The 19,351-nt window shown below is 61.6% G+C and carries 13 protein-coding genes; 5 read left to right on the top strand and 8 right to left on the bottom strand.

The features are described from left to right. The first annotated feature begins 64 nt into the window (after positions 1-64). Complete coding sequence (locus CLU86_RS04830) at positions 65-880, top strand: ABC transporter ATP-binding protein (RefSeq protein WP_066786300.1); 816 nt, start codon at positions 65-67, stop codon at positions 878-880. A 94-nt stretch (positions 881-974) separates the two neighbouring features. Further along, positions 975-2,915: a methyl-accepting chemotaxis protein gene (locus CLU86_RS04825; RefSeq protein WP_099740832.1), complete on the top strand. Its 1,941-nt coding sequence runs from the start codon at positions 975-977 to the stop codon at positions 2,913-2,915. A 44-nt stretch (positions 2,916-2,959) separates the two neighbouring features. Here CLU86_RS04825 and CLU86_RS04820 read toward each other — a convergent pair whose 3' ends face one another. The 5 genes from CLU86_RS04820 to CLU86_RS04800 form a co-directional block, all read right to left on the bottom strand. Continuing rightward, on the bottom strand, positions 2,960-3,400 hold the full coding sequence (locus CLU86_RS04820) for a CBS domain-containing protein (protein WP_099655094.1): 441 nt from the start codon (positions 3,398-3,400) through the stop codon (positions 2,960-2,962). A gap of 312 nt (positions 3,401-3,712) precedes the next feature. Continuing rightward, a complete protein-coding gene (locus CLU86_RS04815; RefSeq protein ID WP_099740831.1) occupies positions 3,713-4,732 on the bottom strand; it encodes a TRAP transporter substrate-binding protein in 1,020 nt (339 codons plus the stop codon). A 64-nt stretch (positions 4,733-4,796) separates the two neighbouring features. Continuing rightward, positions 4,797-6,089 (bottom strand): TRAP transporter large permease, encoded by a 1,293-nt coding sequence (locus tag CLU86_RS04810; RefSeq protein ID WP_099740830.1) that lies wholly within the window; start codon positions 6,087-6,089, stop codon positions 4,797-4,799. 8 nt (positions 6,090-6,097) lie between these two features. Continuing rightward, positions 6,098-6,547: a TRAP transporter small permease gene (locus tag CLU86_RS04805; RefSeq protein WP_233195196.1), complete on the bottom strand. Its 450-nt coding sequence runs from the start codon at positions 6,545-6,547 to the stop codon at positions 6,098-6,100. Between the two features lie 98 nt (positions 6,548-6,645). Then, on the bottom strand, positions 6,646-7,167 hold the full coding sequence (locus CLU86_RS04800; protein WP_233194797.1) for a gluconokinase: 522 nt from the start codon (positions 7,165-7,167) through the stop codon (positions 6,646-6,648). A 168-nt stretch (positions 7,168-7,335) separates the two neighbouring features. Here CLU86_RS04800 and CLU86_RS04795 point away from each other — a divergent pair, with 168 nt between their 5' ends. After that, positions 7,336-8,361 (top strand): LacI family DNA-binding transcriptional regulator, encoded by a 1,026-nt coding sequence (locus CLU86_RS04795; protein ID WP_099740828.1) that lies wholly within the window; start codon positions 7,336-7,338, stop codon positions 8,359-8,361. Positions 8,362-9,250: 889 nt separating this feature from the next. Beyond that, positions 9,251-12,667 (top strand): fibronectin type III domain-containing protein, encoded by a 3,417-nt coding sequence (locus CLU86_RS04790; protein ID WP_199175090.1) that lies wholly within the window; start codon positions 9,251-9,253, stop codon positions 12,665-12,667. Between the two features lie 318 nt (positions 12,668-12,985). On the opposite strand, the gene CLU86_RS04785 is transcribed toward CLU86_RS04790, so the two are convergent. Next, complete coding sequence (locus tag CLU86_RS04785; protein WP_143226658.1) at positions 12,986-13,378, bottom strand: hypothetical protein; 393 nt, start codon at positions 13,376-13,378, stop codon at positions 12,986-12,988. A 73-nt stretch (positions 13,379-13,451) separates the two neighbouring features. Continuing rightward, positions 13,452-15,101 (bottom strand): PAS domain-containing methyl-accepting chemotaxis protein, encoded by a 1,650-nt coding sequence (locus tag CLU86_RS04780; protein ID WP_099740825.1) that lies wholly within the window; start codon positions 15,099-15,101, stop codon positions 13,452-13,454. Positions 15,102-15,615: 514 nt separating this feature from the next. Between CLU86_RS04780 and CLU86_RS04775 the strand changes: the two genes are divergently transcribed. After that, on the top strand, positions 15,616-16,830 hold the full coding sequence (locus tag CLU86_RS04775) for a nitrate/nitrite transporter (protein WP_099740824.1): 1,215 nt from the start codon (positions 15,616-15,618) through the stop codon (positions 16,828-16,830). Positions 16,831-17,261: 431 nt separating this feature from the next. On the opposite strand, the gene CLU86_RS04770 is transcribed toward CLU86_RS04775, so the two are convergent. Then, positions 17,262-19,046 carry a bifunctional protein-serine/threonine kinase/phosphatase gene (locus CLU86_RS04770; RefSeq protein ID WP_099740823.1) on the bottom strand — a complete coding sequence of 595 codons (1,785 nt, stop codon included), beginning with the start codon at positions 19,044-19,046 and terminating at the stop codon, positions 17,262-17,264. Between the last annotated feature and the right edge of the window lie 305 nt (positions 19,047-19,351).

The raw sequence follows: 19,351 nt of genomic DNA, 5'->3' as shown, positions 1-19,351 counted from the left end.
ATCACCCCCCGTGGCCCGGCAAAGCCGGCTCCACGGTGGTCCTCGGAAAAACCAGGAGCTCCCCATGCATACCTCTCTCACCACCAAGTTCATCGAAATCCAAGGCGTGGAGCAAACGTTCAAAACCGCCAAGGGGCTTTTCCCGGCGCTGAAGGGCATCGACCTGACTATCGCGAAAGGCGAGTTCGTGGCGCTCATCGGGCACTCGGGCTGCGGCAAGTCCACACTGCTGAACCTGATTGCAGGCCTCACCACCCCCACCAACGGGGTGCTGATCTGCGCCAACAAAGAGATCAAGGGCCCCGGCCCTGAGCGCGCGGTGGTGTTCCAGAACCATTCGCTGCTGCCCTGGCTCACCTGCTTTGACAACATCTACCTAGCCGTGGAACGCGTGTTTGGTGGCAAGGAAAACAAGGCCCAGCTCCAGGCCCGCACCGACGCCGCGCTGGCCCTGGTGGGCCTGACGCACGCAGGCCAAAAGCGCCCCGGCGAAATATCGGGCGGCATGAAGCAGCGCGTGGGCATTGCCCGGGCGCTCTCCATGGAACCCCAGGTGCTGCTGATGGACGAGCCCTTTGGCGCGCTGGACGCCCTGACCCGAGCCAAGCTGCAAGACGAGTTGCTGGAGATTGTGGCCCGCACCCAAAGCACCGTGGTCATGGTGACGCACGACGTGGACGAGGCCGTGCTGCTGTCCGACAAGATCGTGATGATGACCAATGGCCCCGCCGCAACCATTGGCGAGGTGCTGCACGTGGACTTGCCCCGCCCGCGCAAGCGCGTGGAGCTGGCCGAAGACCCGCACTACGTGCAGTACCGCAAGGCGGTGATCGACTTTTTGTACACACGTCAAACCCACGTGGAAAAAACCGCTGCCTGAGCGTGCACCTCGCCCCATCCCCCTGGGGCGCGCCTAAACTGAATTGCGGACTCTGCAACGTGAGGGTCGCCAAATCAACACGGGAACCACGAGGATGAATGCACTGATTACACGCTTGAAACTCTGGCAAAAATTTGCACTGGTCTGCACAGCCTGCATGCTGCTGGCCGTTACCGCATCGGCTTTGGTGCTGCAAGCTCGCTATGAAACCCTGCGCACTGCACGGGCGGAACAAGCGGGGCTGAAGCCCGCAGAGCAGGTGCTGCGACTCATCCAGCTGACCCAGCAGCACCGAGGGCTGTCCAACGGAGCGCTCTCGGGCAACACCCAATTCATCGCGCAGCGCGAGAAAAAGCAGGCCGAGGTGCAAGACCGCCTGAAACAGGCACTGCAAGCCACCCAGGCACTGGCCGCCAGCGCCAACGACACCAAGCTGTCGCCCCTGACAGCGCAGATTGAAAATGATTGGCAGGCGCTCGCCGCCCAGGTCGCGGCCCCCGGCGCCAAGGCGGCAGACAGCTTTCGCAACCACACCGCCCTTGTCGCGCGGCAACTGGTGCTTCTCAACCAGGTGCTGGACACATCCACACTGACCCTGGACCCCGAGGCATCCAGTTACTACCTGATGTCGGGCACGCTCGACCAATTGCCCGCGCTGACGGAGTCACTCGGCCAGGCGCGGGCGGTGGGCGCCGGCGCACTCACCCGCCGCGATCTGGGCAACGCCGAGCGGGCCGCCTTGTTGGCAGCCGTCACTGCGGCGCGCCTACAGAACGACAAGGCGCAAGCACTGCTCAGCCGCGCTGGCGAAGCCGATGCAGCCGTACAACGCACGCTGGCCAGCGCGCAGAAAAAAGCGGCGGACGACGCCAGCCGCGCACTGCAGTCCATTCAGGACCAACTGCTGCAACCCACCGAGCTGAGCCACCCGCCCCAGGCCTACTTCGCCAGCCTGACCGAGGCCATCGACACCCAGTTCGCCCTCATCGCCAAAGGCTATGAAACCCTGGACACCATGCTGGAAGAGCGCGTGGCGCAGGCACAGCGCTTTATGTGGTGGTTCAGCGCCGCGCTGCTGGCCGCCCTGGTGGCGACCCTGTGGGTGAGCCTGGCCACGGTGCGCCAGGCGCAAGCCGCCGTGCAGCAAACCCTGGGCGCAGCCCGGGCCCTGGCCGTGGGCGACCTGGGCCAGCCGCTGCACCTGAACACCCGCGACGAGTTTGGCGACATCGCCCGCGCCCTGAACCAATCCACCCGCGCCCTGGCGGACACAGTGCAAGGCATTCAGCAGTCCATCGCCACGGTGCACACGGCATCGGTCGAGATTGCCGCAGGCACGCAGGACCTGAGCGCGCGCACCGAGCAACAGGCCAGCGCGCTGGAGCAAACCGCCGCCTCGATGGAAACCCTGAACCAGACGGTGAGCGCCAACAGCCAAAGCGCCAGCCAGGCCCATGCCCTGGCCCGCCAGGCCAGCGAAGAGGCCGAGCACGGGGGCGCGCAGGTGCAAAAGGTGGTGGCGTTCATGCAGGGCATCCACGAAAGCTCACGCAAGATCGCAGACATCACCGGGGTGATCGACTCCATTGCGTTCCAGACCAACATCCTGGCGCTGAATGCGGCGGTGGAAGCCGCCCGCGCAGGCGAGCAAGGGCGCGGGTTTGCGGTGGTGGCAAGCGAGGTGCGCAGCCTGGCCCAGCGCTCAGCCCAGGCCGCCCATGAGATCAAGGCACTCATCACCGATTCGGTGCAGCGCATGGACGAGGGCTCTCGCCAGGCCGACAGCGCGGGCCAGGCCATGCAAGGCATCGTGCAGGCGATTGCCCGGGTCAGCGGCATCATGGCCGAGATCAGCAGCGCCAGCACCGAGCAGGCGTCAGGCATCTCGCAGGTGCTGGAGGCGGTGGAGCACATGGACCGCATGACCCAGCAAAACGCGGCCCTGGTGGAGGAAACCGCCGCTGCATCACAGGGGCTGCGCTCGCAGGCCGATCAGGTCAGCAGCGCGATGGCGCATTTCCGCTTGCGGCCTTGACGTTGCAGCGGGTGGCCCCCGTGCGCTGCGCGCCGGGGCTGGCATCAACGGTGGCCGGTGATGTACTGCTCCAGCTGCTCGATGATGAATTTCTGCTCGGAGATGATGTCCTTGACCAGATCACCGATGGAGATCATGCCCACGAGCTGGTCGGCCTCCACCACCGGCAGGTGGCGCAGGCGGTTGTTGCTCATGATCTGCATGCACTGCTCGCTGGTCTGGTGCGGTCGCACAAACAGCACGTCGGGCGTCATCACATCGCGCACCTGGGTGGCGGCCGATGTGCGGCCCAGCAGCGCGATCTTGCGGGCGTAGTCACGCTCGGTGAAGATGCCCACGATGCGGTCATCGTCCTGTGTCACCAGCAGGGCTCCAATGCCCTTTTCGGCCATCAGGCGCAAGGCGTCCAGCACCGAATCAGCGGGGCGTACGGTGTACACGGTGGTGTCGGGTTTGGATTTCAGGATTTCGGCAACAACGGTCATGGCAACCTCCCGGTAGAGCGCAAAGCACGATGGATGAACCGACCTGTTCAAGCCCCTTCAGGGCTCTACCCAAAAAGAATTGAGCAGGCTTCAGAACATTTCAGCCCATCTGTGCGTTGAATGCAACCGTAGATGCCTTGATGAGACGTCTGGTTACCAGGCCCAGCAACGAGCGTGTGCTCCAGTCCGGCGCTCTACAGGCGCCAGGGCGGGCCTTGAAAAGCACAAAAGCCAGCGGCCCAAGGGCTGCTGGCTTCTGCATGGAGGGTTTGGCTGCGCCTTCAGGGTAGCGCCCTACCCCGGTCTCTGTACTTACTTGGCGGCGCGTGCTTGCGCCACAGCGCCCTGCACTTCCTTCCACAGGCCTTCGCCCACGTTGGCGGCAATGCTGGCGTTCACAGCGCCCAGTTTTTCGCGCATGCGGTTGGCTTCTGCTGCGGGCAGGTCGTTGACCTGCATGCCCTTGCCCTTCAAGTCCGCCAGCGCCTTGTCGGCTTCGGCACGGGTATCCTGGCGTTCAAAGTCGCGGCTCTTCTTGGCAGCGTCCAGCAGCACCTTTTGCTCGACCTTCGACAAGCCATCCCAGTACTTCTTGCTCACCAGCACGATCCAGGGGCTGTAGACGTGGTTGGTGACGGTGAGGTACTTCTGCACCTCATAGAACTTGCTCGACAAGATGGTGTTGAAGGGGTTCTCCTGGCCATCCACGGTGTTGGTTTCCAGCGCGGTGAACAATTCAGAGAATGGCAGCGGTACGGCGTTGGCGCCCAGGGTCTTGAAGCTGTCGAGGAAGACGTTGTTCTGCATCACGCGCAGCTTGATGCCGTTCATGTCCTCCAGCTTTGCCACGGGACGTTTGCTGTTGGTGAGGTTGCGAAAGCCGTTCTCCCAATACACCAGGCCCACCAGGCCTTTTTCCTGCAGCTTGTCCATCACCTTCTGGCCCACCGGGCCGTCCAGCACCACATCGGCTTCCTTGGTGTTGTTGAACAGAAAGGGGGTGTCCCAGATGGCCATTTCTTTGGTGATGCCCACCAGCGTGGCGGTCGATCCCACCATCATCTCTTGCGCGCCGCCAATCAGCGCCTGCTGCATTTGCAAATCAGAGCCCAGCGCAGCCGCGCCAATGGCGCGCACCCGCATCTTGCCGCCCGAGGCTTTCTCGACCTCTTCGGCAAACAGCTTGGTGGCGCGGCCCTGGTTGGAGACTTCGTTAAGCCCGTAACCAAAGCGGATGATGCGCGGCTTGAAGTCTTGCGCAGCGGCCTGTAACGAGCAGGCCAGCGCAGCCACCGACAAGGCGGCCAAAAGGGTGCGACGGAAGGTTTTCATGGTTGTCTCCATTGTGGTGAGGGAGGAAAAGACAGAGGGAAAATCAAACGACTCAGGGCCTACGTCATCTCAGCCAGACGACGGGCGCAGTCACGATCTGCGGGAACACGACCAGCAGCGCCAGGATGAGCACATAAGTGAGCAGAAAAGGGTTCACGCCCTTGATGACGCTGTGCATCGAAATGCGCCCCACGCCAGCCACCACGTTGAGCACGGTGCCCACAGGCGGTGTGATGAGGCCAATGGCGCCGTTGAGCACGAACATCAGGCCGAAATACACCGGGTCGATCCCCGCCTTCACGGCGATGGGCAACATCACCGGAGCAAAGATCAGGATGGTGGGCGTGAGGTCCAGTGCCGTGCCAATCAGCACCAGCACGATCATCATCACGGCCATCAACAGGCGCGGGCTTTCCACCAACGGTCCAAGCCAGCTGGTGAGCACATTGGGCAGGTCGGCCAGCGTGATCATGTAGCTGGCCACTTGCGCGCCAGCGCACAGGAACATGACGATGGAGGTGGTTTTGGCCGCCCGCACCAGCACACCGTAGATTTCGGGCACGCGCATTTCGCGGTGGATGAACAGCGCCACCACCAGCGCATAGAACGCGGCCACCACGGCAGCCTCGGTGGGCGTAAAAACGCCCGACTTCATGCCCCCGATGATGATGAGCGGCATGAGCATGGCCCAGAACGCACGGGCCGTGGCGCGCAGGCGGTCTTTCACCGGCAGTGGCTCGCCCTTGGGCAAGTCCAAGTCGCGCAGCACCCAGCGCCAGGCGAATATCAAACCGGCACCCATCATCAACCCCGGCACGATGCCCGAGACAAACAGCGCCGAAATCGAGGTGTTGGTCGTCACGCCATAAATCACAAACGGCATGGACGGCGGGATGATGGGCGCGATGATGCCGCCCGAGGCGATCAGCCCTGCCGAGGTGTTCATGGGGTAGCCCTGCTGGCGCATCATGGGCAGCAAGATGGTGGCCAACGCGGCCGTGTCGGCCAGGGCCGATCCACTCATGCTGGCCATGAGCACCGCAGCACCGATGGCCACATAGCCCAGGCCGCCACGGATATGCCCCACCCAGGCCTGGGCCATGTCGATGATGCGGCGGCTGATGCCGCCAGAGTTCATCAACTCACCCGCCAGAATGAAGAACGGCACCGCCAGCAGCGGAAAGCTGTCCACCCCCGCCACCAGGTTTTGCGCCAGCAACTGGGTGTCCCAAAAATCGAGCACCCATGCCATGCCAGCGCCCGTGAGCACCAGCGCCAGCCCCATGTTCATGCCCGTACCCATCAACACCAGCATGCCCACCGAAAAGACCACGAAGGCCATTGCTTCAGGCGTCATTCCAAACATCACTCCACCTCCGCACCATGGCCCAGGTCCAGCGGCTTGCGCTGCACCAGTTCCACCAAAGCCATCACGCCAATGGCCAGCGCACACAACAAGGCAGGCAACGGCAGCAGGGCCGACGAGTACCCCAGCACCACCGAATGGCTGCCCATGCCCACCACCACCTGCTGCCAGGCGCCCCAGCCCAGCATCACGCACGCGGCAATCACCAGCAGCCGAATCACGGCCGTGAGCAAAGCAAACGCCAGCGGCTTGCGGACCAGCAGACCCGCCAGGCTGGTAAAGGCCATGTGCTCACCTGCGGGGTAGGCCGCCGCAGCGCCGATGAACACCATCCAGACAAACAGCAGGCGCGACAGCTCTTCGCTGGCAGGCACGCCACTGCCAAAGCCGTAGCGCAGCACCACGTTGGAGAAAACGGCCACGGCCATGGTGCCCAGACACAAGGCCATCAGCACACTGGCGATGCGGGTGAAACGGCTGCTGGCCGTGCCGCCCTCACCCTGTGGAGGGGTGGACGCGGCCGTGGGGGTGGAAGGAGATGCGGCGCTCATGCGGCCTCCAGGGTGGTGAGCCAAGCGCAGGCCTGCTGCTCCAGGGTGGACAAAGGCAGGGTGGCATCCAGCGTCAGCACACCGGGCTCGCCCGTGGGGGATTCAAGCGTGGCGAACTGGCTGTCTACCAGCGCTGCCGAGAAAAAATGGGTTTGTGCGCGGGCTTTGACGCGGGCTTCCGACTCAGCCCGGTCGATCTGCAAGAACGCAAAGCGCAGCGAGGGGCAAGCGGCACGCAGCCGGTCGCGGTAGGCTTTTTTGAGCGCAGAGCAGGTCAACACTGCCCCTTGAGGCCGGTCCTGCAGCAACTGGCCCAATTCCGTCAGCCAGCCCTCGCGGTCGGCATCGGTCAAAGGCACGCCCTGGCTCATCTTGGTGCGGCTGGCGGCGCTGTGGTGGTCATCCCCCTCAATCAGCGGCAGTTGCAGCGCAGCCGCCAGGGACTGACCCAGGCTGGACTTGCCGCAACCCGCCACCCCCATGACCACCAAAAACACCGAAGAACTGTTCACAGACATATTGGTAGCGCTATCCAATCAAATTCTAAAAAAGCACACCGCCTATTGGTGTGCTGTGAAACTGGAACCTTGCCGAAATTGCCACAAAATAGGGAATTCCGCCTTGTTCCAGAGCAAGGACAGCGCTATCCTAAATCCACATCCTCAAACCCCAACGAGGGAAAACCCTTGACCAAACCCGACAGCAAACGCCGCTCCAGTGGCCGCATCACCCTGAGCGACGTGGCCAAAGCCGCTGGCGTGAGCCCCATCACCGCATCGCGCGCTTTGCGGGGCGAACGCGGCGTCGCGCAAGACTTGGTCGACCGCGTGAAGGTCGCCGTGCAGCAACTGGGCTATGTGCCCGACCCCGCAGCGCGCGCGCTGGCATCGCAGCGCAGCGTGCAGGTGCCCGTGCTGGTGCCGCTGCTTTCCAACGCTTTGTTTGTGGATGTGCTGGATGCCGTGCACCGCGTGCTCTTTCCCCTGGGCTACCAGGCCTTGATTGGCGTGACCCACTACGACCCGCTGGAAGAAGAGCAACTGCTGCGCACCTACCTGGCCCATCGCCCGGCAGGCCTGCTGGTGACAGGCTTTGACCGCACCGAAAACGCCCGCCAGATGATTGCCGCCAGCGGCGTGCCGTGCGTGCACCTGATGGAGGTGACGGCTGCCCCAGGCGTCTACTGCGCGGGCTTTTCGCAGCAAGACGCAGGCTATGCCATGGCAGAGCACCTGCTGCAGCGCGGCTACCGCCACATCGCCTTTGCGGCCGCCCAGTTGGACCCCCGCACACTGCAACGCGCCGAGGGCTATCGGCGGTGCCTGCGCCATGCGGGCCTGTACGACGCCAAGCTGGAAGTGCTCAGCCCCGAGCCCTCCTCCATCCGCCTGGGCGCCACTTTGCTCGAAGATATCGTGCGCACCCGCCCGCAGGTGGACGCCATCTTCTTTTGCAACGACGACTTGGCCCAAGGTGGCCTGCTGGCCGCCCAACGCCTGGGCATCGCCGTGCCGGGCACCGTGGCCATTGCAGGCTTCAACGACCTGGCAGGCAGTGACCAGATGCTGCCGCCACTGACCACGGTGCGCACCCCCCGCGCCGCCATGGGCGAAGCCGGAGCACGGATGCTGCTGGCCCTGATGCAAGGGCAATTGCCTGAGAGCAACTCGGTGAACCTGGGGTTTGAATTGACGGTGCGGGAGAGCACCTAATCACCTAGCGCAGTTGACTGCGCAGACCAAGCGGTGAGGGGCATTCTGACCAAGTCATCACCGCCTCGCGACGCCTCACCGCTCCGGACCTACCGAAGTCGCTAAATCGACCAAGCGCATCCCTCGCGCACTTGGTTGTTGGCGCCATGCATCCCGCCCGGCAAAGAAAACGAACAGAAGGGTTGGACCGAAATCGGGCCGGTGAGCCTAGCGCTCTGACTTCTGGGCCGCTTGCAGGGGTGCAATTCCGTGCAGCGCATCCATTGCATTCCATCCTCCCTGTTGCGCTGCAAAGCAATCCCCCGCCTCATTGCGCCGTCTGGCCGAGCCTCCCGCACCGCCTACAGCAGAGCACATCGGCAGGGCCAGCTCACTCTCAGTGATGCGGGCCGTAATTAAGCACGACCAGTCTCCGGATCAAGGGAATGCACGGCGCAGAACCTGCACCTCTTCGTACCAGCAGTTTGAAAGACTTGCACTGCAGCTCACTTGAATGCGGATACCGCTATTCCAATCAGCCAAACCACACACATCACACCAGCCAGCACACCACTGCTTTGCAGTGCCTGACTCTTCAGCCCTGCGGGCCAGGCTTCGCACACTGGTCTATCGCGACCATGCCATTGTTCTCTGGTGAGACCAGGCGCCGATCCAAACGGACATTGGACAGCGCAAAAATAACTAGACAAACAAAAAAATATGGACAATGCTGAACATGAAAAACACCAAATTTAAATTCATTCGCAAGCTATCGAAATCTTCAATCGAAGCCGCTTGAGTAGAAAAATTCAATAAAATTCATTAATAAAATTACCGCCAGTACAAAATCAAATTTCTAAAAATATCGACTCCAACCAAAACATCAAAAAATACTTTTCATAGGAATAGCATGAAGACGCCAAAAATCCATCAAAAACAAGTCGACAGAAATTTCCACCAATCACAAAAAATAATTGCCCCAGCCGCATTTAAAAAACAAATATTAAAATTCCTTGGGAGATTAATATTAATCATTTTTTCATTACTAACCTACGGACAAGCATCTGCTGCTTGCAATCTCAGCTTTTCAACGACTGTTGGTGGACAGGTCACGAAAAGTGGCAGTGAATACAAATATACGTTCTCAGCGACAGATTATGCGAACTGTGATCCTGGCGGAAAAACGGACGGAACTGGCAGCAGTCTGGGCATTTACGTCGATGCAATAGGCAACCAGAACAGCGCCGGTAACAAAACTTTCCCATCGTCGAGTGCACATGGAACCAACAACGTTTACATCATGTCGATCGGCGGTTCCACAGGACCAACAAATATTGATGCGTTCTATTACACGCCGCCAAACGGGTACTCTGGAGCAGATTCATTTACTTTCTACGATTTCAACGGTTCTCCTTATACGGTCAACGTCACAGTGACTGCGCCCGTACCCGGATCACCAACAGGTGTTACCGCTACTCCAGGAAGTGGGCAAGCGTCTGTTGCCTTTGCGGCTCCCGCCTCCGATGGTGGTAGTGCCATTCTTGACTATACCGTTACATCAAGTCCCGGCGGCTTTACTGCTACCGGCGCGGGCAGTCCGCTGACAGTGACGGGGCTGACAAACGGAACGGCATATACTTTTACGGTCACGGCAAGAAATGCCAATGGGTCCAGCGCTGCGTCCACCGCTTCCTCAGCGGTCACGCCTAAGGCAACGCAAACCATTACCTTTAACCCTCTCGGCGCACAGACTTTTGGCACGACACCGACCTTGACAGCTACGGCTTCTTCTGGTCTGACACCGACATTCACATCAACGACAACCGGCGTCTGTACGATCACTTCCGGTGGTGCGTTGACGTTTGTCACTGCAGGCTCTTGCACAATTAACGCCGATCAGGCAGGCAATGCAACCTACTCGGCAGCAGCAACGGTTCCGCAAACGTTTACTGTCAACGCTATCGTGCCGGGAGCACCAACGGCAGCGGTCGGTACACCAGGGGACACTCAGGTCTCCGTCGCCTTCACCGCACCAGCTTCCAATGGCGGCAGTGCTATTCTTGACTATACGGTCACAGCCAGCCCCGGCGGAGCCACGGCTACCGGTGCAGCCAGTCCGCTGAACGTCACTGGTCTGTTAAACGGAACTGCTTATACTTTTACTGTGACCGCCAGAAACTCGGCTGGCCCCGGTTCGGCATCCACGGCGTCCTCTGCAGTCACGCCTAAGGCACCGCAAACCATTACCTTTAACCCTCTCGGCGCACAGACTTTTGGCACGACACCGACCTTGACAGCTACGGCTTCTTCTGGTCTGACACCGACATTCACATCAACGACAACCGGCGTCTGTACGATCACTTCCGGTGGTGCGTTGACGTTTGTCACGGCAGGCTCTTGTACGATTAATGCCGATCAGGCGGGTAATGCTGCCTTTTCAGCGGCAACAACAGTTCCGCAAACTTTTACTGTCAACGCTATCGTGCCGGGAGCACCAACGGCAGCGGTCGGTACACCAGGGGACACTCAGGTCTCCGTCGCCTTCACCGCACCAGCTTCCAATGGCGGCAGTGCTATTCTTGACTATACGGTCACAGCCAGCCCCGGCGGAGCCACGGCTACCGGTGCAGCCAGTCCGCTGAACGTCACTGGTCTGACAAACGGAACTGCTTATACCTTTACGGTGACCGCCAGAAACTCGGCTGGCTCCGGTTCGGCGTCTATGGCGTCCTCTGCAGTCACGCCTAAAGCTGCGCAAACCATTACCTTTAACCCTCCCGGTGCACAGACTTTTGGCACGACACCGACCTTGACTGCAACCGCCAGTTCCACCTTAGCTGTGACTTTCTCCTCAACAACAACCGGGGTCTGTACGGTTACTTCTGGTGGTGCGTTGACGTTTGTCACTGCAGGCTCTTGCACAATTAACGCCGATCAGGCAGGAAATGGCACATATCTGGCCGCGACTACCGTCGGGAGAACATTTGCGGTTAATGCGACTGTTCCAGGGGCCCCAACCGCCGCCGTTGGTACAGCAGGAGGTGGACAAGTATCCGTGGCCTTTACCGCGCCAGCTTACAACGGCGGCAGCGCCATCACAGGCTACACGGTGACTGCAAGCCCCGGCGGTGCGTCTGTCAGCGGTGCGACCAGCCCATTGGTCGTCACCGGCCTGACAAACGGAACGCCATACACTTTCACAGTCACGGCAACCAATCTGGCAGGTACCGGCGCGGCATCTACCGCATCCACGGCAGTCACGCCTAAGGCAACGCAAACCATTACCTTTAATCCTCCCGGTGATCAGGCTTTTGGTACAACACCAACCTTGTCCGCCACGGCTTCTTCCGGTCTGATACCAACATTCACCTCCACAACAACCGGTGTCTGTACTATTACTTCTGGCGGTGCGTTGACGTTCGTCACAACTGGCACTTGCACGATTAATGCGGATCAGGCCGGAGACGGCACTTATGGGGTAGCAACGACGATCAGCAGAACATTTGCCGTGAATCCCACTGTGCCGGGCGCGCCAACCGGTACCGTGGGTACAGCCGGAAACGGGCAAGTGTCTGTCGCCTTTACCGCGCCAGCATTCAATGGCGGCAGCACGATCACGGGCTACACGGTCACTGCAAGCCCCGGTGGTGCGACGGTCAGCGGTGCGGCCAGCCCATTGATCGTCACTGGCCTGACAAATGGCACGGCATACACGTTCACAGTCACTGCGACCAATCTGGCGGGTACCGGTGCAGCATCCACGGCATCCGTTGCCGTAACCCCACGCCTGCTCACTGTGTCGAACCCTGTGTCGGGAATGACGGGTGCTGCCACAGCGACACTTTCGGGGGGCGGCTCGTCCTGCACGCTGAATCCCACCAGCGGATTTGGCGCTGTGAGCCATCCAGCTACCGCAGACAAGCCCATGCCCTACGGAGAGTACGCTTTCGAGTCCACAAGCTGCGCAGGGACTGTGACGATGACGATCATCTACCCACAAGCCCTGCCAGCCGGGGTGCAATTTTGGAAGTACGGTCCTGCTACAGCAGCAGTGGGCGGTGCGGTAGCTGCGTCCACATGGTTCCAGCTCAGCGGTGCCACCCTCAGCGGTGACCGCAAAACGGTGACGTACAGCATTACGGATAACGGTGTGGGTGACTCCAACGCAGCGGTAGGCAGCATTCGCGACCCATTTGCGCCAGTGGTAATTCCCGTCATGAGCGATCCCTCCTCTATCCCGGTAGATGCCCCATGGGCTTTGGTGTCGCTGTCGATCGTGCTGGGGTTGCTGGGTGTCCGCTGGCAACAACGCCAAGCACGGGGATAAATACACAGCGCCGACGGATCGATACCCAAAGTCGACTGTCGGCGCGACCACACCGGAACCAGCCACAACCGGCCCCGGTTCTCAGACAGATGATGCTGCTGCGTTCAGGGAAAGAAATAACCGAGCATTGGCTTTTATCGCAACGAGACGCTGAGGCCTCTGCGATGCGCCACAGGCGGCAAAGTGGGCACACAAATTCCGCAGACCTTGATGCAAGGGGCAACGGTCTGGTAACAACTCACTGAATCTGGAGTTTGAATTGTCTGAGCGCGAAGGCAGCTTCACAGACACACGCCAATTGAGCGGGGAAGTGAAATCCTATAGCGGCGCACCAGAGCCACGCCCCTCCAACAACGACCGGAGTGTGCTGATCGCTGCGAGCTGCACAGGCAACACCGCGAACACCAGAACGGGAGACAAAAACGCATCCCAAAACAGCGCAGTGACAGCGGCAAGGCCCCAAACAAAGCCGACGAGCAACAGGGCCGCCGCGCATTGCGCCAGTGGTGGCCCTTTGCGTATCCACCACAGCCACGCCCCCAGAACCAGCACCAGACTCCATCCAATGAAGGGGTTGCTGACCAAACGATACGGCGTGGTTTTGGGCTTCCAGTCAACCACCAGCCCCCCACTGTGCAGCAAGAGAATGGCGGCCAGCATGACGACCACTGCCAGCAAGACGGCAGAACCTAGGTGATTGAGTTGCTTCATGGCTCGCATGCGGGCATTGTGTGCTGAACCCTGCGCAAAGGCCGCCAGCACAGACACGGGCGGCCCACAGGCCTTAAGCCGCAGCCAACGCCCTCTGGCCTGAATCTGCCTTCATGGACTTGCGCAGCGCCACAGCATCCACGCTGTGTGCGCTAGACGATGCATCGATGCGGAACACCTGCACCGTCTCTGAGACAGACTTGGCTTGGGTGCTCAACTGCATGGCAGATGCGGCATTTTCTTCGACCAGTGCTGCGTTTTGCTGGGTGATGGTGTCTAACTGCGCTACGGCAGAGTTCACTTGCGAGATGCCACTGAGCTGCTCGCTGGAGGCTCCGTGGATTTCGCCCATCAGTGCATTCACCCGGCGCACTAGGTCCAGTGACTCAGACATGGTTTTTTGCGCCATGTCCGTCTTCACGTTGCCTTCTTGCACCTTGTTAGCCGAGTCGTCAATCAATTGCCGAATCTCTTTGGCCGCTGACAGGGTGCGGTGCGACAGGCTGCGCACCTCCGAGGCCACCACCGCAAAGCCTCTGCCCTGCTCACCCGCACGGGCGGCCTCCACCGCAGCGTTTAGCGCAAGGATGTTGGTCTGGAAGGCAATGCTGTCGATCAACTGCGTGATCTCGCTGATACGCCCGGAGGCGGATTGGATCTGCTTCATCGTAGCTGCCACGCTGTTGACGACTTCGCTGCTGTGCTCAGCCACCGAAGTGGCCTGGGTGGCCAACTCGGTACCACGGCGGGCAGACTCTGCCGTTTGCCGCACGGTGCCGGTGATCTCCTCCATCGAAGCCGCCGTCTGCTCCAGGTTGCTCGCCTGGGATTCGGTACGCGCTGACAGGTCCTGGTTGCCTTGCGCGATTTCCTGGGTGGACAACTGCATGCGCTCGGCCTCCTGGCGTGCATCGCGCACGATGGAGAGCAGGTTCACATTCAGTTGGGACAAGGCTTTTTGCAGGTGCCCGGCCGTGTCATCGCGCGACACTTGAATCTTCTGGGTCAAGTCCCCCGCCGCCATGCGGTTGGCCCACAGCAGCATCTGGTTCAGGGGGGCAATCGTCACATTGTGCAAATAGGCGGCCGCACCCACGGCCAAGGCCAGAACACCCAGCCAGGCCAAGCCAGACACCAGCGACAGGCTGTGCCCCCCTGCCGATGCAGCCAGCCAGGCGGCAAGCACCACAGCGCACATGCTCAGCAGCATCTTGCCCAGCGCACCCAAGCGCAGCAGCTCGGTGGTGCGCCCCCAAAGGTTGTCTTTGATCAGTCGCCCGGCACGCAGCTTGTGCACCAAGGCCCCGGCCTCTTTCTCGGCCCGCATGGTTTTGTACAGCTGCTCGGCCTGCTGGATCTGCTCGCGGGTGGCTTCGGTGCGCACCGACATGTAGCCCACGGGCTGGTCCCCTTGCATGAGGGGCGTGACATTGGCCATCACCCAGTAGTAAGTGCCGTTTTTGCGGCGGTTCTTCACGGCGGCCGACCAGGGGATGCCTTTGGCGATGGTGTCCCACATGTCGCGAAAGGCCTCTTCCGGCATTTCAGGGTGGCGGATCATGTTGTGGGGCTGGCCCAGCAACTCTTGCTTCTCGTAGCCACTGACCTCCACAAACATGGGGTTGCAGTAGAGGATGCGCCCCTTCAGATCGGTCGTAGAGACCAGTGTTTCGCCTTTGGGGAAAGGGTACTCCTGAGAGACAACGGGCAGGTTCATTCGCATAGATAACTCCTGAAAAGCCACTTCACGTCAACATGCCAGTGAACTCTCTGCTCAAGAGGCTGCTACCGCCCCGAACCAAGAGCACCGCCGCACAACCAGAATAAATGAAAAGAATTGTTTCTTACATAACTATTTGGACATGCCAACGCATAAAAAACACACTTCGCGCCATACCCAAAATCACCTATATCAAATTAAATATTTAAATCAATCAAAATTCGTCATACGACCTGAAATTACACCAAACTAGTGCAAACCACCAATAAAAAGTGGCCATAACGCTTCAATTTTTGGCATGCGGCTTGCTTGTGGTGTGTTGCAGCCAACGAAGGCTGCAGGTTGACCCGGTGCAAAGGCGGATTGGGTGAACAAGACGCAGGCGTCTTCGCGGTGCAAGGGCTGGAAGTGGATAGCCCAGAGACCGCGCAGGCGCCTTTTTTGTTTTTGACACGGGCAACACACTGGCTGCGCAGGCAGGCCGCTGGCCCGTGACACCTTTGCACAGGCGCGCTCCATGCTCCAGTTCCGCGAATTCCTCAAGTCGGGCCACGCCCCCACGCTGTGGTCCTCGTTTCTTTACTTCGGCTTTTCGTGCGCCGTGTGGGTCATCAACGGGGCCATGGCCCCGTTCATCCGGGACGACTTCCAGCTCACCCCCCCCCAAATGGGGCTGATGCTGTCGCTGCCTATCTTTGCAGGCGCGCTGATGCGGTTCCCGCTGGGCATCCTGGCGCAGTACATCGGCCGCAAGCGCGCCACGCTGGTCGAGATGGCGGGCATTGCCGTGGCCATGGCTTTTGGCTACTTCTTTGTGCGCACCTACAACGACCTGCTGGCCATGGGCGTGCTGCTAGGGGTGGCAGGGGCCAGTTTTGGGGTGGCGCTGTCGCTGGGTTCGGGCTCGTTTCCACCGCGCTACAAGGGCCTGGCCATGGGCATTGTGGGTGCAGGCAATGTGGGCACGGCCGTGGCGGCGCTGCTGGCGCCCGCCCTCGCCCAAAAGTTTGGCTGGCAAACGGTGTACGGGTTTGCGGCGATCAGCGTGGCCGTTCCGGCCATCGTGATGGCGGTGTACGCCCAGGAGCCCCCAGACCTGGACGCCCACGCCAGCCTGCGCGAGCACGTGGCCTGCCTGTTTGAAAAAGACGGCTGGGCTTTCAGCCTGATTTATGCCGTGACGTTTGGGGGCTTCATTGGACTCACCACCTTCTTGCCCAGCTACTTCAATGGGCAGTTTGGCGTGAGCAAAGTGCAGGCCGGACAGTTGACCATGTTGGCCGCCTTTTTGGGCGCAGCGCTGCGGGTGTTTGGCGGCTGGCTGTCAGACCACTGGGGCGGCGTGAACACCCTCACGGGCGTGCTGTGCATCACCGCCGTCAGTCTGGTGCTGTGCGGGTTTGCGCAGGAGTCTTTGCCCGTCACGGTGCTGCTGTTTCTGGTGTGCTTTGCCGCGCTGGGCGCAGGCAATGGGGCCTTGTTCCAACTGGTGCCCTTGCGCTGGCCTTTGTCCACCGCAGTGGCGGGCTCCATGATTGGCGAAATCGGGGCACTGGGCGGCGGCCTGATCCCAAACGCCATGGGCTTTTCCAAGCAATACAGCGGCAGCTACCTGTGGGGCTTTGTGTCCATCGCGGTGTGCGCAGCGGCCATGCTGGTGCTGCTGCGGGTGATGCAGATCCGCTGGACCAGAACATGGGCAGAGAAAGGTGGACGTGCGCGCAGCGCATGACCGGTGCAAGCCGGTGAGCGCGCAAGCGCTCGCCACATTTCCAGCAAAAAGGCGGGCGGGCACGCAGTGCCTGAGCTGGCAGAGCCAGCCAACGCGTAGCGTTGCCCGCACTTTCGCTAGAAAGGTGGACGCGCGCGCAGCGCATGAATTGCGTGAGGCACGTAAGCTCGATAGCGCTTGCGCCCTTTCGTTATTGATCCGGCCTGAACCTACTTGAACCGTTCACGCTGAGCTTGTCGAAGCGCCGCGCAAGGTTTCGACAAGCTCAACCCGAACGGATATCTCAAGCTCAAAGAGGCCTGCTGAATAAAAGGGCGGCCGTGCGCGCAGCGCATGGCAGGCTTCACCAAAAGCCGACTACACAAATTGCATGAAATATGCTGCTAGCGCTTTATCTATAAGCGCTAGCAGCTATATTTTCAATAGCAACCTCAACGCGGCAAAAACAGAAGCCAGTAAACCAACAACAAATTCACCAGAACGCTCACCGCCAACGCAATCCTCCACACCGCAGTCGCGTCGCGTTGCAGCAAGGACTGCGCACCGCCCAGGGGCATGGGCCGTGAGGCGCCGCGCTCCAGCGCCAGCAGCATTTCCTCGGCGGTTTCAAAGCGTTGGGTGCGCTGGCGCGCCACGGCCTTGAGGGCGATGTGGTCGAGCCAGATGGGCACCTGCGGGTTGTGGCGGCTGGGGGCCTGCGGGTCGCGGTGGTAACGGCCCAGTTGGTGGGCCACCACCTCGCCGTAGGGCAGGCGGCCATGGCTGAGCAATTGGTACAGCGTCACCCCCAGCGCAAACAAATCACTGCCGGCATCGGGCAGTTGGCCCTGTGTGTCGCTGCTGCGCTCGTAGCCCGCCCACTGCTCGGGGTTCATGTAGCTGGGCGTGCCCGCGTGCAGGCGGCGTGTGGCCTCGGGCTCGCGGCCGCTCAAGGCCACGCCCAGGTCCAGCACGCGCAGCACGCCGTCGTCGCCCAGGTGCAAGTTGTCGGGCTTGATGTCGCGGTGCACCACGCCCTGGCGGTGCAGCCAGCCCAGCAACTGGGCCGCCTGCGTGATGGCGCCCACCGCCTGCGCCACGCTCAGCGGCTGGCCGTGGGCCCGGTGGTGCAACCAGTCGCCCAGCGTGCGGCCTGCGTGCCATTCATACAGCAGGTAAAAGCCGCTGGCATCGCGCGCCGCAGCGCCAGGTGCCGGGCGCAAGGGCCAGTCCACCAGCCGGGCCAGGTGCGCACCGGCCGCGCCCGTTTGCATGCGCCGGGCCACCCAGGCCTCGTGGGCCAGCGTGGCGCGCTCTTGCACATCGTGGGCACGCTGGGGCAGCAGGGTCTTGAGGGCGTACAGGCGCCCTGCCCCATGTCCTTGCGCAGAAGTCTCGACCTGGTACACGCGGTGCACACCGTTGTCGGCCACCACGGCGCGCACGGTCAGGCCATCCACCGTGTCGCCCACCTTCAAAAGCGGCAGCACCGGCAGGGCCAGGGCGCGGCGCGATTCGTCTTGCAGCGTGCTCTCCAGCACGCCCTTGACCTGAATCACCATGGCGGTGAGGTTGTCGGTGCTGCCGCTGCGCAGCGCCGCATCCACCAGCTGCTCGCTCAACACCTGGGCAGGCTGGGCGGCCTGCAGCAGGGCCTGCAACTGGCGCTCGGGCACAAAGCCATGCACCCCGTCTGACAGCAGCGCAAACAGATCGCCGCTTTGCACCTCGCCCTGGCTGTAGTCCACCACCACATGGTCGTCCAGCCCCATGGCGCGCGTGAGCTGGTGCGCCATGTCGCGCTGGGCGATGACGTGGTCGGCCGTCAGCCGCTGCAAGCGCCCGTCGCGCAGCAAATACGCCCGCGTGTCACCCACATGCGCCAGGGTGTAGGACTGGCCCCGCAGCACCAGCGCGGTGATCGTGGTGAGGCCCACTGCGGGCTGGCGGCGCCGGTTCATCGCGGCCAGCCAGCTGTTGTGGGCGGCCAGAATGCGGTCCAGCGCCACGGTGGTGTCCCAGGTGGGGGGCGTGGCGAAGTAGTCCGTCACCAGCGCATTGACGCTGGTCTGCGCGGCCTCACGCCCATGGCCGCCGGTGCTCACGCCATCGGCAATGGCAGCAATGGCGCCGCGCGCGCGCTCATGCCCACGGCCCTCGACCAGGGCGGCAAAGTCTTCATTGATGTCCTTGCGCCCCTGCAGGGACACCTGGCCAAAGTCCAGTTCAAAGCTCATGCACCACGGGCACGCAGGTTTCGTGCCCAACGTGGTGCACGCGGCGGCGAACAAGGCGGCAAACCGGGAGCCGCCTCGAGCGCGCCCCGGCTGGAGGCGGCCTGCCAACCGGATCGCCCCCACCGGCCCGCAGCGCCTGCACCAGGCATGCCCCACAGCGGTGCACACAAGCTGGCACACGCATTGCTTAACACCAGCAACGGCCCAAGCGGGTCGCGCAATTCACCGGTGCAACGGCGCACAGAAGGGTTGCACGGACGAAGGCGTCCCCACATGCGGTTTCGAGGTCCGAAGCAGCATCGTGT

It is taken from the genome of Acidovorax sp. 62 (assembly GCF_002754495.1).
Classification (GTDB): Bacteria; Pseudomonadota; Gammaproteobacteria; order Burkholderiales; family Burkholderiaceae_C; genus Acidovorax.
Note: the sequence above shows the minus strand (reverse complement) of the source record. Positions and strands in the feature narration are given on the sequence as shown.

What these genes read in the sequence shown, in the direction of transcription:
- CLU86_RS04830 (WP_066786300.1), top strand. Translation starts at nt 65, where the DNA reads ATGCATACCTCTCTCACCACCAAGTTCATCGAAATCCAAGGCGTGGAG.
- CLU86_RS04825 (WP_099740832.1), top strand. Translation starts at nt 975, where the DNA reads ATGAATGCACTGATTACACGCTTGAAACTCTGGCAAAAATTTGCACTG.
- CLU86_RS04820 (WP_099655094.1), bottom strand. Translation starts at nt 3,400, where the DNA reads ATGACCGTTGTTGCCGAAATCCTGAAATCCAAACCCGACACCACCGTG.
- CLU86_RS04815 (WP_099740831.1), bottom strand. Translation starts at nt 4,732, where the DNA reads ATGAAAACCTTCCGTCGCACCCTTTTGGCCGCCTTGTCGGTGGCTGCG.
- CLU86_RS04810 (WP_099740830.1), bottom strand. Translation starts at nt 6,089, where the DNA reads ATGACGCCTGAAGCAATGGCCTTCGTGGTCTTTTCGGTGGGCATGCTG.
- CLU86_RS04805 (WP_233195196.1), bottom strand. Translation starts at nt 6,547, where the DNA reads ATGGCCTTGTGTCTGGGCACCATGGCCGTGGCCGTTTTCTCCAACGTG.
- CLU86_RS04800 (WP_233194797.1), bottom strand. Translation starts at nt 7,167, where the DNA reads ATGTCTGTGAACAGTTCTTCGGTGTTTTTGGTGGTCATGGGGGTGGCG.
- CLU86_RS04790 (WP_199175090.1), top strand. Translation starts at nt 9,251, where the DNA reads ATGAAGACGCCAAAAATCCATCAAAAACAAGTCGACAGAAATTTCCAC.
- CLU86_RS04785 (WP_143226658.1), bottom strand. Translation starts at nt 13,378, where the DNA reads ATGAAGCAACTCAATCACCTAGGTTCTGCCGTCTTGCTGGCAGTGGTC.
- CLU86_RS04780 (WP_099740825.1), bottom strand. Translation starts at nt 15,101, where the DNA reads ATGCGAATGAACCTGCCCGTTGTCTCTCAGGAGTACCCTTTCCCCAAA.
- CLU86_RS04775 (WP_099740824.1), top strand. Translation starts at nt 15,616, where the DNA reads ATGCTCCAGTTCCGCGAATTCCTCAAGTCGGGCCACGCCCCCACGCTG.
- CLU86_RS04770 (WP_099740823.1), bottom strand. Translation starts at nt 19,046, where the DNA reads ATGAGCTTTGAACTGGACTTTGGCCAGGTGTCCCTGCAGGGGCGCAAG.